Origin of the sequence: Thalassospira profundimaris (genome assembly GCF_003326675.1) — a bacterium.
Taxonomy (GTDB): domain Bacteria; phylum Pseudomonadota; class Alphaproteobacteria; order Rhodospirillales; family Thalassospiraceae; genus Thalassospira; species Thalassospira aquimaris.
In genome coordinates this window covers 205848-222144 of record NZ_JPWF01000003.1, presented here as the reverse complement: position 1 = coordinate 222144, position 16297 = coordinate 205848, and the positions used below count along the sequence as shown (strand labels likewise).

Below are 16297 nucleotides of genomic sequence, written 5' to 3'. Positions count from 1 at the left end.
TGTGCGCCGGTCTTAATAGTACAGGACCTTCAGAGAGGCAAGAATGACCAAAACATCCAAGAATTTCGTAAGAACCGCTTTGCTGCCGGCCCTCGCAATCGGAACCGGCCTTGCCATGGCAACTCCGATGGCAATGGCAGCTCCTTTGCCGTCACCAACGGCCGAGGTCGCAACCTGCACTGCAAATCCCTGCGCGGCCAATCCCTGTGCCGCAAATCCATGCGCTGCAAACCCGTGTGCGGCGAAAAAACTGGTTAATCCCTGCAACCCGTGTGCGGCCAATCCGTGTGCTGCAAAAAATCCATGCGCAGCTGCGAACCCCTGCGCACCGAAATAACGTCTTCGCGTCCCGACGATCCAAAAAGCCAAAGGGGCGATGCAATGCATCGCCCCTTTGCTATTGCCTGTGTTTGATCACAAGGCGAAATCAGTCTCGGACCACCATAACCGAACAATCGGCATGGCGGACAACGCGTGCGGCGTTCGGCCCCAGAAGATAGTCCTTAAGCTCCGGACGATGCGCGCCGATCACGATCAGATCGCAATTGGTTTTCTTGGCAATCTTCAGGATCACTTCATAGACCGTTCCCTGCCCGACGATGTGCTGCACCTTGATGTCCGACGGAATATGTTCGGACACGAATTCGTGCAGGCGCTCGTTATAGGCATCGAGAACTTTGGTCTCGTAACCTTTCGGGAAGAACTGACCGACCATCGACATGCCGACAGATGGCACAACGGTTAGAACATGCAAACGCGCGCCAAAGCTTTGCGCCTGCTTGATCGCAACCGGTATCGCCTTCTTCCAGGAAGACTCATGATCAAGGTCTACTGTAACCAGAATATCCTTATACATGCTCATACTCCCTGTCAGGTTGCCTCAAGCGCATCTTCGTTGCGCTTGCGACGGCGTTGCAGAACAATGATCGCACCCAACAGCAAGAATGCCGGGAAGAAGAATACTTCCTTGGGCATACGATCTGCTTCGACCTTTACAGCCGTGATTTCAAAATCGAAATCAAGACCGGCCTTTTCAGCCGGACCGCCAAAGACCAGATCGTCAATGAAGATACGACCATCCTCATTGCGAATACCGATCCCGGCATTGTAAAGGCGATCCTCACCCGAAGCTTCCGGACCAAGCGGCAGCATCACGGATTTGGAGACTTCCTCACCTTCGATATTGATGCCTTCAACATCCAGAAGGATGCTGGAATTGGCAGGCATGCCTGCGGCATCTTCAACGATTGAAGTCGCCGGAAGGTTGTCATAGGGCGGTTCCATCAGATCAAGCCAGAAGCCCGGACGGAACAGCGTAAAGGCAACCAGAAGCAGTGCCGCGCTTTCCCACAGCTTCGAACGGGCAAAGAAATACCCCTGCGTTGCCGCGGCAAAGACCAGCATGGCTATGATCGATATGATGATCACCACCACCACATCAACCGGATGATCAAGACCGATCATCAGAAGCTGGGTGTTGAACAGGAACAGGAACGGCAGAACCGCGGTACGCATCGAATAGAAGAATGCGACCACACCTGTCTTCATCGGATCAGAACCGGACACCGCGGCCGCGGCAAAGGATGCCAGACCAACCGGTGGCGTCACATCTGCCATGATCCCGAAATAGAACACGAACAGGTGAACCGCGATCAACGGCACAATCAGACCGTTTTCCGCACCCAATTCCACAATCACCGGCGCCATCAGGCTTGAAACCACGATGTAGTTCGCCGTGGTCGGAAGGCCCATGCCAAGAATAAGGCTGATAACTGCGGTAAAGATCAGGATCAGCATCAGGTTGCCGCCGGAAATCAATTCGACGAATTCAACCATCACCTGCCCGATACCGGTCAGCGATACAGTACCCACAATGATACCGGCCGCTGCGGTCGCAACCCCGATACCGATCATGTTACGCGCACCGGTCGCAAACCCGTCAATAACATCCGCAAAACCAAGTTTCAGGTCGGCTGCGAAATTCGGGGCCTTGCGGAAATAGGACTTGGCAGCATGCTGGGTCAGCATGATGAAGATCATCAGAACCGTCGCCCAAAAGGCCGACAGACCAGGTGATTTCAGTTCGATCATCAGGAACCAGACCAGAACCACAACCGGCAACAGATAGTGCAAACCAGCTTTTGCTGTTTCGCCAAGCTGCGGCAATTCCACCACCGGCTTGTTCGGGTCGTCCATTTCCAGATCAGGATATTTGGCCGCATAATAAAGACCGGCCAGATAAATAATCGCGCATTCAATCGCGACAACCCAACCAACAGCCGCACCGAACATCTGTTTCTGGAACAGGATGGCGTAATAAACGACACCCGACAGAACAACCAGCGACAGCACGAACAGAAGCGATCTGATCAATGTCTGACCAAGGGTCGAGGTCACCCGTTTCGGCAGACCCTTCATGTTCGCCTTAAGGGCTTCAAGGTGAACAATATAGATCAGCGCGATATAGGAAATCGTCGCCGGAAGGAAGGCATGCTTGATGACTTCCGGGTACGGAATGCCAACATACTCGACCATCAAAAAGGCCGCAGCCCCCATAACCGGCGGCATAATCTGGCCATTGACCGACGATGCAACTTCAACCGCACCGGCCTTCTCGCCCGAGAAACCGACACGTTTCATCAACGGGATGGTAAAGGTCCCGGTGGTCACAACGTTTGCAATCGACGAACCGGAAATCAGACCCGTCATTGCCGATGACAGAACGGCTGCCTTTGCAGGACCACCGCGCATGTGACCAAGGGCTGCAAACGCCACCTTGATGAAATAGTTCCCTGCCCCGGCTTTGTCGAGCAACGAGCCAAACAGAACGAACAGGAAAACAAAGCTGGTCGAAACGCCAAGTGCGATCCCGAAGACACCCTCGGTCGTGATCCACTGGTGCGACATCGCCTTGGAGAAGCTCGCCCCGGCCCACTGAAGAACTTCAGGAACCCAGGCAGCATTCCCGAAGAACACATAGACCAGGAAGATCACCGCAACACACATCAGGGGCGGGCCAAGTGCACGACGGGTTGCTTCAAGCAACAGCACCAGACCGGCACCGGCAACCACAAGGTCCTGCGTAATCGGCAGGCCCGGACGCCCGGCAAGATCACGATAAAAGATGTAAATATAGGCAGCACAGAACGCAGCAGCGGCTGCCAGTATCCAGTCAATGACGGGAATATAACTGCGCGGCGAATTCTTGAAGGCCGGATAGGCCAGAAACGCAAGAAATACGGCAAAGGCCAGATGGATCGACCGTGCTTCGGTCGAGTTGAACACACCAAAGCTGACAATGTAGGGCAATGGCGATGCCAGCCACAGCTGGAACAGCGACCAAGCCACCGCAACATACAGCAAGACCTTTGCTGTCATACCGGTCGGCTGGCGCGCACCTGTATCATTTTCGGCAATCAGGTCTTGCAGGTCCTGATCAGACGCAGCCTGGTTGGCGTTTTTCACGTCGGTCATTATAAACTCCCGGTCTAAGCGCAGATTTATGTTCCGGTATCCAGAATCAAAAAATCTCCGCCGACACACACCCGGTCACCCACGGAGTACATTGGTATCAGTCAAAGATACCGATTATTTGAACTTATTAGAACGTACCCGACGGGCGAAAGAAAGAAAAACGGAGGGCAGATTTCTGCCCTCCGTTTCCACCTGAATTACATCAGGCCAGCTTCTTTGTAGTATTTGACAGCGCCGTCATGCAGCGGTGCCGAAAGGCCGTCTTTGACCATTTCTTCTTTGACGAGGTTCGCGAAAGCCGGATGCAGCTTTTTGAAATCGTCGAAGTTGTCGAAGACTGCTTTAACAACGTGGTAAACAACGTCCGCATCGGTTGCGGTCGAAGATACGAAGGTCGCGCCAACACCAAAGGTTTTGACGTCGTCCGGGTTACCGCGATACATGCCGCCCGGAATGGTGGCTACACGGTAATACGGGTTGTCAGCAACCAGCTTGTCGATGGCTTCGCCAGCAACTTCAACCAGAACGGAATCACAGGCAGTGGTTGCTTCCTGGATCGAACCGGACGGGTGGCCAACGGTGTAGATCATTGCATCGATCTTGTTATCGCAAAGCGCCTGGGACTGTTCAGCCGGCTTCAGTTCGGATGCCAGTGCGAAATCGTCAAGGGTCCAGCCTTTGGCTGCCATAACGATGTCCATGGTGTCGCGCTGACCGGAACCCGGGTTACCGATGTTCACGCGCTTGCCTTTGAGATCGTCAAAGGTTTTGATGCCGGCATCTGCACGGGCAACAACGGTGAACGGCTCCGGATGGATCGAGAAGACAGCACGAAGGCCTTCGAACGGACCAACTTCAGCAAATGCTTTTTCGCCATGCAGCGCATAGTACTGAATGTCAGACTGGGCAACACCAAGATCCAGTTCGCCGGAACGGATGGTGTTGATGTTGTAGGACGAACCACCGGTGGATTCGACCGAGCAACGAATACCGTGCTCTTTACGATCTTTGTTCACCAGACGGCAGATCGCGCCACCGGTCGGGTAGTAAACGCCGGTTACGCCACCGGTACCGATGGTGATGAAACGGTTTTCCTGTGCTGATGCCTGACCAGCAAAAAGCGCTGCGCCAGCAATCGCTGCGACGGCACCCGCTACTGCAATAAGTTTTTTCATTAGGATTAGCTCCCTTGTACACCCTGTTATAAGGCATTCTTCTATTCGTCCTGAGAACAGAAGAATTTCTTGCAAACATCCGCCTTCGCAGATGTTTTGACGCCGGGATTATACTTTCCGGTTAACCGAATTAAAAGCCCATAACCCCGAAGCTCCTGATATTTCGCTGATTATTTCATTATGATATGCGTTTTAAATGCGCCTCCTACCATACCGGTTGCATGAGGTATTTTGCCTGTTCGCCTGTTGCGATTTTCCGGCCCAACAGTCTGGAACCATCGCGGGCCTGGGCAATCAGTTCAGCGTTGCTGGACGCGGGCAAACCATCGACATTCAGGTGATTATTCTCGAACCCGATGCGGGCATGCCCGCCAAGCCCGGCCCCGGTCAGCACGCAGGCATTCTCGTATGCGCCAAACGCGCACAACATCCATTCGGATATATAGGAACTCGTTCCCATGAATGACAACAAATCGGCCGGATCTGATACCTGTCCTGCGGTATAACGCCCCAAAACAAACAGAACCGGGAACTTTTCACCGGGCAAAACGCCGGTCTCGACCAGCTGGTTAAACCGCGCCACATCTTCAGGCGCATACAGGATCAATTGCGGCAAAATGCCTGCTTCACGCATGAAGGCGAAAAAGCCTTTCAACTCATTCAGATCGGCATTCTCTGGCGCAATTTCCCGAACCGCGATGGATACAGCTTCGGGAACCAGATCGCAGATCATCGCCATCTGATCCTCTGCACTATACATCCCGACTGCCTCGGTGGTGACCTGAAGCAACATGTCGGGCCCGACAGTGCGACGCACTTCGGTCAGCATTTCACGATATCGCCCGACATCCAGACTGTGCTTCTGATCCTCATCACGAACATGCAGATGCATCATCGCCGCCCCGGCCTGCTTACAGGAAAGGGCTTCGCGGGCGACTTCTTCGGGTGTGATCGGAATATTGATCAAATCCGCCTTGGTTTTGCGTGCACCATTGGGTGCCGATGCAATCAGAAACGGGGTTTCGCCATACGCCATTACGAAAGCCCCTCGGCTGCGAATACGTCATCGAGGGCCAACGCAAACAGATCGACGATCTTGGCAACATCATCCTCGGTCACGATAAAGGCAGGTCCGAACAACACATGGTCACCGAGAACACCGTCAATCGTGCCCCCCATCGGATAGGCCATCAGACCACGGGCAAAGGCCGCTTTCTTGATTTTGGCATTGATCTTAAGGGACGGATCAAACGGCTGTTTGGTTTCGCGATCAGCCACCAGTTCGACGCCACGGAACAGACCGCGTCCGCGAATATCGCCCACAAACGGATGCTGTCCAAGACGGGCCTGCAAGCCATCAACAAGGTTTTCACCCTGTTTCAAGACATTGGCCAAAAGATTGCGGTCCTTGATCGCACGCTGGGTCGCCAATGCCGCGGCACAGGCCGTCGCATGCCCCTGATAGGTATGACCGTGCTGGAAGAAACCTGATCCGGTTGCAATCGCATCATTGATTTTCTTGGAAACCAGAACCGCACCAATCGGCTGATAACCGGCACCAAGTCCCTTGGCAATCGTCTGTAGATCGCCGGAAATGCCTTCCTGCTCGATCGCATGAAGCGTACCGGTACGGCCCATGCCGCACATGACTTCGTCAAGGATCAACAACACACCATACTGGTCGCAAATTTCGCGAATGCGTTTGAAATAGCCCGGCACCGGCGCAAGGGCACCTGCGGTCGCGCCAACAACCGGTTCGGCAACAAAGGCCGCGACATTATCCGCGCCCAGCTCAAGGATCGCGGTTTCCAGTTCATTGGCAACGCGAAGACCATAGGCCTCCGGCGTTTCATCAGGACGCTGATCGCGATATTGATAAACCGGTGCGATATGGCTTGCTGTGATCAAAAGCGGTTCAAACTGCTTGCGACGCCACATATTGCCGCCAACCGAAAGGGCACCAAGTGTATTGCCATGATAGGACTGGCGACGTGCGATCACATATTTACGATCCGGCTGCCCGATTTCCAGAAAATACTGGCGCGCCATTTTAAGGGCGGCTTCGGTTGCCTCGGAACCGCCGGAAACAAAGTAAACCTTGTCCATACCGGCCGGTGCATTGGCAATCAGTTCATCAGCCAGTTCTTCCATCGCATCCGACGAAAAGAACCCGGAATGGGCATAGGCAATCTGATCGATCTGGGCATGCATTGCCGCACGAACATCCGGGTCCGAATGCCCAAGACAGGACACGGCCGCACCACCGCAGGCATCCAGATAGCTTTTGCCGTTCTGGTCAAAGATATAGATGCCTTCACCACGCACCGCACGCGGCGGTGTCGCAAGGCTCGTCCGGTGCAGGACGTGCGTTGATGCATTGGGAACAGAAGATGTATTTGACGCAGTTGTCATGATCGGAATGTCCGTATGGGGCGTTAATCTTCGAAATATGTATCGAAGGCAGCAAGTTGTTCTTCTGCAGCGGCAATCCGTTGCAGGGCCTTATGACCGCCGCGCGCGACCAGCAGGGCAACAAGAGCCTGCATGACCGACAAAGCGGCAGTAAAACTTTGGAAAAAGGATTGCGACGTATCGCGCACAACAAGTTTGGTCATGGCATCAAGCGCAATCGGGGAAACATCGGAATCACTGATCGCAATGACCGGGCAATGCTGGGCCCGTGCAAAATCCACCGCGCGCACAGTGTCACGAATATAGGGTTTGGCCCCCACCGCAATCATCAGATCACGCCGCCCGATCCCGCGCAATTCGTCACCGAACGCGCCCGAATGGCCGTCAACCAAAACCCCGTTATCGCGAAACAGCCGATAGGCATAGGCAAACTGATAAGCCGCCGGATAAGCAGCACCGCGGCCAACGATATAGACGTTACGCGCACTTTCGATGGCCCCGCATGCTTGGATCATGCCTGCCACCAGCTCGGGGCTAAAGGCCGCACCGATATTATCGATTTCGGTGCGCGCAATGCTTTCAAGCAGATGTTCGTCCCGATTGGCATCGTGTTCCGTACTTTGGGTTTCACGCGCGCGCTGGGCGTAGCTTGTCGGCTGATCAAGCAATCTGGTCTGATAATGATCTCTGAATTCCTGCCAGGTCTCGACCCCGATGGCATTCATCAGACGGGTGATGGTGCTGGGCGGGACACCCGCTGCAGCGGCAAGCGCACGCATGGATCGCAGGGCAACCTCGTTGGGGTGATCCAGGATATAGCGCGCAGCTTTCTGCATTTGCGGACTAAGCTTGGCATAGTCCGAAATCAGCTTTTCGCGCAGATCAGAATACAAACCCATCAATCAGGCACCTTTGTGCAACAGGACAGGTAAAATTACGCCATACGAAGCCGCACTTCGCAACACTTGTTTCAAATTACACAACAATGAAACACTTGTTTCATTCATCTGTTTCACACTGTCAGGGGACTGAAAAGACTGAAGGTTTGAAAAAACGTGGACTTATTAGTAAAAACTGTAAAAATAATAAGAGTCATTACAGAGACCTTTGCGTTTCACATAAAAAGACTATTTGTGCCTCTTGGTAAGGGACTGGGCACCGAATCGGTAGGTGGCCAATGGAAAATCGGATCATTGAAGCTTTGGCGCAAACGCAAGTCGGCGTTGCGCTTTTTGACGCGGACGAACGGATTGTCTTTGCCAATCCGGCGTGGGAACAATTGATTACCGGCGTGGCCGAAGAAGATTTGATCTTCAACGAAACCCAGCTTTCTGACGGCGGGATGATTTCCATCTGCTTCGTCAAACCCCAGCTTCTTCCCTTTGACAAAGCCGATTTCTCAAACTCTGCCAATGATGCCAAGATTGGTACGATCATCATTGCCGATGACAGCGAAAGCAACCGCATGGTTGCCCGCCGCATCCTTCAATCCGAGGGTTACAGCGTTGTCGAAGCCAGCAACGGGCAAACCGTATTAAACATGCTGCGTCGGGGCGTTGATGCCGACCTGATCCTGATGGATGTCGAAATGCCGGACATGGACGGCCTGCACACCACGCGCCGTATCCGCCATATGCCGGGCCCCGTATCGCAAACCCCCATCATCGCACTTTCCGCCCACCAGTCGCGGGACTGGAACATCATTGCCCGTCAATCGGGTGTCGACGAATTTATCAACAAACCGATTCAGCGCGAGAAGCTTGTTCAGACGATGAAGGATCTGATTGCGCGGGGCAGCGTCGCAAGTCTGTCATCGAAGCCAAAGCATGTGCCACCACCGCATCTGCGAAGCAAAAGTGCGCGTCTTGGCCGCCCGCCCCGTCCGGAATCGCCGACAAGCCCGGTGCTTGATATCCGGGTGCTTGAACAACTCTACAATGATGCCGGTGATGAGGGTGCCCGATGCGGGATTGATATCTTTATCAATGAAACAGAAACCCGGTTGGTCAAGATCGACAAGGCACTGTCGGAAGATGACCTGAAAACGGTACGGAACGAAGTTCATGCCCTCAAAAGCACATCCGGGACATTTGGCCTGCGGCAACTGTCCGAACTTTGCGAAACGACCCAGTCAATTTTCGAAGATGGCGAGTTTGACGAGGACCATGTCCTTTCCCTGTCGCGACAGGTCGTCCAACTTGCACCAACGGCATTGACCGCACTTAACCTGTATCGCCGATCACGTAATTTCAGCAGCAACAGCCCGGTCTAGGACAGGTTTCGCCATATCTTCACCGCCGATCTTGGTGGGTTTCTGCGTTTGCCAAACCTGCCAGACAAGCAATGCCCAGACCGTAAGTGACATGTCGAAATCATCCCCGGATTTCGCCCGCTGCCAACATGCTTTTTGTTGATCATGTGTAAGGCCGGATTGTTCGAATATGGCGTTCAGAACCCGGTCTTCATTGCCCCACAGATATTCACCAAGCTTAACAAGCCATTCCGCGACCGGCGGATTAAAACCGACCTTGGGATGATCAAGGTGCCCGTCCGGCAGGTAGGGCGTAATGACCTGACGCCAGACGGATTTGGGACCATCTTTCATATGCGTGGCTGCCGGGATCATTGCCGCCGCCTGAACCACGTCATGCCCCAAGAGTGGCGGTCGATATTCCACCCCGAATGCCATGCCACAACGATCTGCCATGACAAGCTGATTACCCGGCAAGGTAATATCGCGATCAAATGCCATCATCTGATCATGCAGATTTCCTTGTTTTCTTCCCACTGGCACATCGACTGCGCCCGCCAAGCGCGCCCTCAATTCCGGCACAACACATCGATTATTCCAGAAGCCAAAGACACCTGCCCGATCAAATCGGCCCCCTTGCAAAAACCGGTTAATCCTGCGCGATCCAAACCGTTGCCCAAGTCCCGCCAACAGATGGCGGATTGGGGATGGAAGGTATTGCCAGTACCGGTCATACAGCATCGCGGCACGATATCGCGGGTAACCGCCAAAAATCTCGTCCCCGCCATCACCTGTCAAACAAACCCGCACATCCTGCCCCACCCGCTTTGAAAGGTTGTGCATCAACACAAGTGACGGATTGGCAAAGGGGGCACCCACGCCGTGCAGGCCAGCAATCAGCGCGTCATAAATTTCAGATGCCGTTTCCGGCGCAGGCACAACGCAAAGATCCTGGCCAAGATGATCGCACAGTCGCCGGGCTGCTCCGGTTTCGTCGCGTGTTGAGTTTTCAAAGCCCATCACAAATGCAGGTGGCAGAGCCTTTCCCTGTGCGCGGGCGATATCACAGGCAATGGCCGACACACCCGCACTGTCAAACCCGCCCGACACCAGACATCCAAGCGAACAATCAACATCCATCGCATCAGCAACCGATTGCCGAACCAGCAAGCGCACATCATCAATCGGGCCAGAGGACCGCTGCTTGACCTGTCCCGGATCATTGATCTTGCTTCGGGTTACTGTGCCGCCCTGCCAACGCAAAACCGTCCCCGGCTCCAACAACTCGATGCCCGCAAAGCCGGTCTGCGGCGCAGGTACAAAAAGATGAGCAAGGTAGTTTGATTGGATATCTTCATCAAACGGATGGTTGCCAAACTCTGTCAGCCCGATCAGTTCCGAGGCAAACGCCAGATTGCCCTGCCCCTCGCCATTCCAAGCAACATAAAGCGGCTTTATCCCCAGCGGATCACGGGCCAGCCAAAGCCGTTTTTCAACCACATCCCAGAACGCCAGGGCATATTGGCCGGAAAGCCCACCCAATACCCCGGCAACGTCATTGTCCTTGGAAACAGCGCACGCCAAAAGATGCAAAACCAGCTCTGCATCGCTTTGGCTGCGCAATGCAGTGCCACTACCTGCCATTCCATCGATCAGGCGTCGATGACCGGCAATATAGCCATTAAACACCAGCACAAACCGGCCGTCTTCGGACACCAATGGCTGATGCGCGACCGGATCGGGATCGGTTGTGATCAATCTGGCACAACCAAGGGATATGAAGCCATCCGGGTCTTGCCAAATCCCGGTATGATCCGGGCCACGATGGGCCAGTTTTTGCAAGATGCGCGCAAGTGCGGTCTGGTCGTCCGATGCTGTCAGCCCGGCGATTGCGCACATACGTCTTACACCGCCACTTCGGGATCAGCGCCATCCATCAAGTGGTCGCCATCCTTTTGACCGTCCAACCGGTTTTGCAAGTCACGGAGAATGTATAATCGAAGGGCACTTGAAAGATTGCCTTCTCGCTCGGAATCAATCTCGACTACCAGTTCCGCCAAGGTGATCGCGCGGCGTTCGGCAATCCCGACCAGCTCCTGCCAAAAGGCTTCTTCAAGCGAGAAGCTGGTTCTATGCCCCGCAATTGTCACTGATCTTTTACGAACGGTGTCATCCATCGACGTTTATATCTTTTCATGTCTGGGAAAAACGAACATGATTTCAAATACTTTCCGCCATGATAGGGCATCGTCATGAAATTCATACATCTTTCCGATCTGCACATTCTTGCACGCAACGATATGTCGCGAAAGCCCGATGCGGCCGCGACCCTGCGCAAGGTGATCAGCGAAATCAATGCCCAGCATCAGGATGCGGAAATTTGCGTGATCACCGGGGATATCACCCATCGCGGCACGTCGGCACAATACGAACAGGCCGTTGATATTCTGTCCGAACTAGCCATCCCCTATCTGATCATTCCGGGCAACCATGACATCCGCGAAGCATTCCGTGATGCATTTCCGACAACCGGGGTTGATGCCAACGGCTTTGTCAATTTCGGTCAGACCTTTAACGGGGTGCGTTTCATCATGATGGACAGCATCGTCCCCGATCACCATCACGGCACATTATGCGAAAGACGCCTTGCCTGGTTGCGTGACGAACTTGCCGCCCATCGCGATACGCCAACCTTCCTGTTCATGCATCACCCGCCCTTTGAAATGGGGCTGCCGTTCATGGACACCATCCGGCTTGATGTGGAACAGGAACTGGGTGAAATCGTGCAGGCCAACCCGCAGATCAAACATCTGTTCTTTGGACATCTTCACCGCCCTGCGACCGGCACATGGCTTGGCGTGCCCTTTGTTCTGGCCAACAGCACCCAATGCGGTGAACCGCTTGACTTCCGCCACGAGAAAGAAGAAGAACTCGAAGATCGCAACCCGCTTGGCCCGGGATATGGCATTGCCTTTTGCGACCCCAAAGGCGGGCTTCGCTATCACTTCGATTTTGTGAAATTTGATATGGATGCCTGATCAAGATATCGGCAAAACCCGGTTCCACTCCTTGGTGACAACCGGGTCTTGTTCCGATACCAGATGATCTTTTCTTGCCTGATCAAACGCATCGCCACCGAGTAATTGCGACAATGCCCAAACTGCACTTGCCCGGATCAGTGCATGTTCATCACCGAGCAACGCAGTAATTTTGGGAACCAGTTGATCTGAGCCACTATTGCCCGCAGCAATCAATACATTGCGCAGGAACTTTGCCCGCCCGATCCGTTTGATCGGGGAGCCGGCAAAGAAGGCACGAAATCCGTCATCATCCAGATCAAGGAAATCGGCCAGTTTTGGCGCAGTCAGCTCGTCACGCGCGATGAATGCAAGTTCTTCGGTACGGCTGGCGAACTTGTTCCATGGACAGGCGGCAAGACAGTCGTCGCACCCGTAAATCCGGTTCCCCATTGCCGTTCTGAATTCATGCGGGATCGGTCCGTCATGTTCGATGGTCAGATAGGAAATGCATTTACGCGCATCAAGCTTATAGGGTGCGGGAAATGCATTGGTTGGGCAGGCCGACAAACATTTCGAACAGGACCCGCAATGGTCGATTTCCGGTGTTGCTTCGGAAAATTCGATGGTCGTAAAGACCTCGCCCAGAAACAGCCAACTGCCAAATTCACGTGACACAAGGTTGGTATGCTTGCCTTGCCAGCCAATGCCCGATGACTGGCCAAGCGGCTTTTCCAACACAGGTGCGGTATCAACGAATACCTTGACCTGCTCGGTCCCGCCGGATTGTTCAACCAGCCAGCGGGCCAGCTGTTTCAGCCGTTTCTTGATCAGGTCGTGATAATCCTTGTTACGGGCATAGACCGAAATCATCGCCCGATCCGGGTGATCCAGCAGCGCCATCGGGTTTTCGGCCGGGCCATAATTGCTGCCCAGAACAATCACTGATTTGACATCCGGCCACAGCATTTCCGGATCGCGGCGCCGTGGCAGACGTTCAGGATCATTCATCCAGGCCATCGATCCGTATTCACCCGCAGCGACAAATTCATCAAGACGTTGCTGGTTGCGCGGGTCAATTTGCGGACGCGCCACCCCACAGACATCAAAGCCGATTTCACGGGCTTTGGCCTCCAACATCTCGAATGTGAGGATTTGTCGGGTTTTGGCCTTCATGTTTTGCGGGTCGGTCTTCAGTGCACAATGATCTCTCTTTATCGTGCCTTATATAGGTTTACCGTCAAAACGCAAAAGGCCGCAGCACGAAGCTGCGGCCTTGTAAGCAGATCTGGTTTGCAATCAGAAGCGATAGCGCAGCGTTGCAAGGATCGAGCGTTCTTCACCGTAATAGCAATTGTCCGACCATTGGGTGATCAGGCATGACGCGACATATTCTTTGTCAAACAGGTTGTTCACATTCAAACGAAGGTCCGTGTTTTCAAGACCAACCTTTGCCATGTCGTAATTCAAGGCCAGATCAAAGATGGTGTAATCAGGCACGGTAATCGTGTTGCTTTCATTACCCGCCATTTCCCCGACGAAGCGCGCCCCCGCTCCGATGCTCAGGCCACTAAGCGCGCCGGCATTGAAACGGTAATCGCCCCAAACCGACGCCATATGTTCAGGCACCTGCATCGGGCGTTTGCCATCCTTGGCATCGCCCGGCGCGTCATAGGACGCATCGGTGTAGGTATAGGACGCAATAACGCTGAGGTTTTCGCTCAGGTTTGCCCGGGCTTCAAGTTCAAGCCCCTGACTTTCGATTTTGCCAACCGGATCATACGCAAAGGTCGAGGAATTGTAGACCGCGACATTATCCTGTTCGAGATAGAACGCCGCCACACTCAGCAAAAGATTGCCGTTTTCCGGCTGATACTTCACACCCGCTTCGTACTGGGTACCTTCGGACGGCTCAATCGGATTGCCCGCCACATCCGAAGACAGGCTGGGGTTAAAGGATTCCGAATAGCTGACATAAGGTGCGATACCGTTATCAAACAGATAAAGAACACCCGCACGTTTGGTCAGTTTTTCGCGATCTTCGCCAGTTTTCTTGTTGGTCAGACGATCAAGCTTGGTGGTTTCCACCCAGTCCTGACGCAGGCCAAGCGAGAAGCGCCAGTTTTCATAGGCAAACTGATCTTCAAGATAAAGCCCTGCCTGTTCAAGGGTTCTGACATTGCTTGTCGTCGGTGCGCCAAGGGTGACACCCGGACTACCATAAACCGGCGTAAATGCGTTGATATTGCTTGCCCCGGGAAACTGCCACGTATTCTGTGTCCGGCGATGCTGATAATCAAATCCCATCAGCACCGTGTGATCAAGTTCCCCCGTCGCAAAGTCAGCTTGCAGCTGGTTGTCAACAGTATAGGCCCGCAAGGTTTCATCCCCGCCGCCATAGGTTCTTTTCAGCTCATCTGACGTGCCGTCCCAGCCGGTCTGATAAATCTGATCGATATGCACATCCGCATCAACAAACCGGAAATTCTGGCGGGCGGTAAAGGTATCGTCAAAATCATGTTCGAACTGGTACCCTACCATGTTCTGAGTCCGCTCATAGGCCTCAAGCGACGGATCACCATCAAAGAACCCGGTCGAAATATACTTGCCGTTGCGCGGGAACAGGGTGCCTTCAGACGGCAGACCGTTATGGGTTCCGCCTTCCGGGTCTTTTTGAAGGTAAGCGTTCAGGGTGATGCGCGTATCATCTGACAGGTTCGCGGTCAGCGACGGCGCAATGGCATAGCGCTCTTCTTCCGTTCCCTCGAACTGGGTATCGGCGGCATCGGCCTTGCCGGTCACGCGATAGGCAAACTTGCCCGCTTCATCAAGTGGCCCTGTCAGGTCAAACCCGACACCGCGCTGATTGCGGTTGCCATAGGAAACTTCGACTTCGCCCTGCTGTTCGAATTGCGGCTTTTTGCTTGAAAGTGCCACAAGCCCGCCCGGGGAACTGCGACCGTAAAGAACCGATGCCGGGCCTTTGACGACATCTGCGCGCTCGACAAAATACGGATCGATCTGCATCGAGCTATAAGTCGAGTCATCACTCATGGTCTTGAGACCATCGAGATAGATGTTGTCAATCGACCGGTCGACCAAACCGCGCAGGATCACATAATCATAACGATTGGATGCCCCGACCTGTCCGGTAAAGGCACCGGGAGTATAACGCATCGCCTGCATGATGGTCTGCGATCCCTGGTCTTCCATCTGATCGCGTGTCACGACCGTGATGCTTTGCGATGTTTCAAGGATCGGTGTTCCGGTCTTGGTCGCCGCCAGTGATTGGGTAGCAATATAACCCTCGACCGGGCCGTCTGCGGTTTCGCCAACACTGTTGGCTTCGACGCGGATGGCATCGGTGACGTTTTCGCCAGTCTCGGAAAGTGCTTCAATGGTGATGGTCCCACCATCGGTATAGCGCCAGTAATGACCGGTCCCACTCAGAAGGCGATCAAGGGCCGCATCAACCGTCATTTCGCCCTTCAGTTCCGGGGCTTGCAATCCGTTCAGTCCCTGAGACGGGAAAAGCAGTTTAAGATCGGCCTGATCGGCAAAACTTGTCAGGGCACGGTCCAGTTCCTGTGCCGGGATATCAAGACGCACCACAACAGATTGGGCGATTTCGGCATCTGCCGATATCGATACTGCTGGTGTCGCCGCCTGTGCAATGATCGGGCTTGTTGCAGCGATCCCCGAAATCACCGTGGTTGCAGCCAGACGGCGCATCCAAGCATTGCGTACATTCCCACCCTGCCGCGCAGTTTTTTCACTGACTGCGGTCTGCGCCTTCATATTCATCGAATTCATCATAAGCCTTCCGGTCATTCCCCTATTTGCGAATGATTGTAAGAACCGAAATCATTCGCTTTTGACCTTAAGACGATCTGACCCAACGCGATTTGCACCGGATTTTTCAATTTTTTTCAATTTTCTTGGAAATAGCCCGGAAAACGGCCTGTCAG

General features: G+C 53.9%; 13 protein-coding genes. 2 read left to right on the top strand and 11 right to left on the bottom strand.

Features of this window, described 5'->3' with window-relative positions; genetic code table 11:
• Positions 1-12: 12 nt before the first annotated feature.
• The 7 genes from TH19_RS22695 to TH19_RS05825 form a co-directional block, all read right to left on the bottom strand.
• A complete protein-coding gene (locus TH19_RS22695) occupies positions 13-387 on the bottom strand; it encodes a hypothetical protein (RefSeq protein ID WP_181846326.1) in 375 nt (124 codons plus the stop codon).
• A gap of 40 nt (positions 388-427) precedes the next feature.
• Complete coding sequence (locus TH19_RS05850) at positions 428-856, bottom strand: universal stress protein (RefSeq protein WP_114101404.1); 429 nt, start codon at positions 854-856, stop codon at positions 428-430.
• A 14-nt stretch (positions 857-870) separates the two neighbouring features.
• A complete protein-coding gene (locus TH19_RS05845; RefSeq protein WP_114101403.1) occupies positions 871-3474 on the bottom strand; it encodes a TRAP transporter permease in 2604 nt (867 codons plus the stop codon).
• 197 nt (positions 3475-3671) lie between these two features.
• Positions 3672-4649, bottom strand: a complete 978-nt coding sequence (locus TH19_RS05840) for a TAXI family TRAP transporter solute-binding subunit (protein WP_114101402.1) — start codon at positions 4647-4649, stop codon at positions 3672-3674.
• A gap of 205 nt (positions 4650-4854) precedes the next feature.
• The gene (locus TH19_RS05835) at positions 4855-5685 is read right to left on the bottom strand and encodes a beta-keto acid cleavage family enzyme (protein ID WP_114101401.1); all 831 of its coding nucleotides are present in this window, start codon (positions 5683-5685) and stop codon (positions 4855-4857) included.
• Positions 5685-7061, bottom strand: a complete 1377-nt coding sequence (locus TH19_RS05830) for an aspartate aminotransferase family protein (RefSeq protein ID WP_114101400.1) — start codon at positions 7059-7061, stop codon at positions 5685-5687. The genes TH19_RS05835 and TH19_RS05830 overlap by 1 nt, the downstream gene beginning before the upstream one ends.
• Positions 7062-7084: 23 nt before the next feature.
• The gene (locus tag TH19_RS05825; RefSeq protein WP_114101399.1) at positions 7085-7960 is read right to left on the bottom strand and encodes a MurR/RpiR family transcriptional regulator; all 876 of its coding nucleotides are present in this window, start codon (positions 7958-7960) and stop codon (positions 7085-7087) included.
• A gap of 278 nt (positions 7961-8238) precedes the next feature.
• Here TH19_RS05825 and TH19_RS05820 point away from each other — a divergent pair, with 278 nt between their 5' ends.
• Complete coding sequence (locus tag TH19_RS05820; protein WP_114101398.1) at positions 8239-9333, top strand: response regulator; 1095 nt, start codon at positions 8239-8241, stop codon at positions 9331-9333.
• On the opposite strand, the gene TH19_RS05815 is transcribed toward TH19_RS05820, so the two are convergent.
• A complete protein-coding gene (locus tag TH19_RS05815) occupies positions 9301-11211 on the bottom strand; it encodes an asparagine synthetase B family protein (RefSeq protein WP_114101397.1) in 1911 nt (636 codons plus the stop codon). The two genes, TH19_RS05820 and TH19_RS05815, sit on opposite strands and share 33 nt — an antisense overlap.
• 5 nt (positions 11212-11216) lie before the next feature.
• Positions 11217-11489: a ribbon-helix-helix domain-containing protein gene (locus TH19_RS05810; protein WP_114101396.1), complete on the bottom strand. Its 273-nt coding sequence runs from the start codon at positions 11487-11489 to the stop codon at positions 11217-11219.
• 75 nt (positions 11490-11564) lie between these two features.
• On the opposite strand from TH19_RS05810, the gene TH19_RS05805 reads away from it, so the two are divergent.
• The gene (locus TH19_RS05805; RefSeq protein ID WP_114101395.1) at positions 11565-12350 is read left to right on the top strand and encodes a phosphodiesterase; all 786 of its coding nucleotides are present in this window, start codon (positions 11565-11567) and stop codon (positions 12348-12350) included.
• On the opposite strand, the gene queG is transcribed toward TH19_RS05805, so the two are convergent.
• Positions 12351-13505 (bottom strand): tRNA epoxyqueuosine(34) reductase QueG, encoded by a 1155-nt coding sequence (gene queG, locus TH19_RS05800; protein ID WP_114101394.1) that lies wholly within the window; start codon positions 13503-13505, stop codon positions 12351-12353. It abuts the gene before it with no gap.
• Positions 13506-13628: 123 nt separating this feature from the next.
• Positions 13629-16145 carry a TonB-dependent siderophore receptor gene (locus tag TH19_RS05795; RefSeq protein ID WP_258547841.1) on the bottom strand — a complete coding sequence of 839 codons (2517 nt, stop codon included), beginning with the start codon at positions 16143-16145 and terminating at the stop codon, positions 13629-13631.
• Positions 16146-16297 lie beyond the last annotated feature (152 nt).